At 38.7% G+C, this 767-nt stretch carries 2 protein-coding genes; both read right to left on the bottom strand.

The window, feature by feature from the left end:
* Window positions 1-16 precede the first annotated feature (16 nt).
* Window positions 17-355 carry a replication/maintenance protein RepL gene (locus tag BWI97_RS27075; RefSeq protein WP_102203493.1) on the bottom strand — a complete coding sequence of 113 codons (339 nt, stop codon included), beginning with the start codon at window positions 353-355 and terminating at the stop codon, window positions 17-19.
* 231 nt (window positions 356-586) lie between these two features.
* Window positions 587-767, bottom strand: a 181-nt coding sequence (locus tag BWI97_RS28845; RefSeq protein ID WP_233208100.1) for a hypothetical protein, incomplete at its 5' end; no start/stop codon positions are given.

The raw sequence follows: 767 nt of genomic DNA, 5'->3' as shown, positions 1-767 counted from the left end.
CTTTTTCCCTCTAGCATCAGCTTTCCATGCAATCTGAGTCATTTACGGCGTAAATATTAGTGTTTCCAGACTTCACTACTGCTAGTGCCTTCTTCTCTTTCAAATATGAGATTGCATACTTAGCAGTTCTTTCGCTAATTCCTAACGCTTCTGATAATGCTGAGTAACTGACAACCAAAGCATTACGCGTATCCATATGTTGTAAAATCCAAGTAAAAACCTGTACAGCAGTTTTGTTCTCACCTGTCATTTCAATAATCAGATCTAACTTATCTACGTACAGCTGAACAAAGTTGCTGTTTACCGTTTCCATCTCTCCAGTATGCAGGTTAGGTACTTCCTTTTCGTGTCTCATTTCAGATAGGTTAGACTGATATTATAAATTGCACATAGCGGTGCAAATCAAAGACAATACTTGGAAAAATCATGCACTTTCAGTGCTTTTTTTTTTGCACTATCCGTGCAAACAGAGTGCAATAAGCTATTGCACTATAGAGTGCAACAAGCTATTGCACTATTGGTATATGTAAGTATCTGAAAATCAATTAATTACAATTTTTTATTCTAAGTCTTTCTATAACACATTTTAGAGCCGCATTCCTCTCCGTTTTTCTTGAGTCTTTTCTTGCTTTTGGTCGACCTTTTGAACCACTTCTGACTTCTTTTCGAACTGCATATTCCTACCGTCCGGGGTAAATTTCATTTTCAAGCCCTGAGCATCGAGCACTCGCTCGATGGTAGGCGAGCTTGGTCTCGGCTGATGTGTG

This window comes from Siphonobacter sp. BAB-5405, from assembly GCF_002872335.1.
Lineage (GTDB): Bacteria > Bacteroidota > Bacteroidia > Cytophagales > Spirosomataceae > Siphonobacter.
The sequence above is the reverse complement of the archived record's forward strand: the minus strand, read 5'-3'. Positions and strand labels throughout refer to the sequence as shown.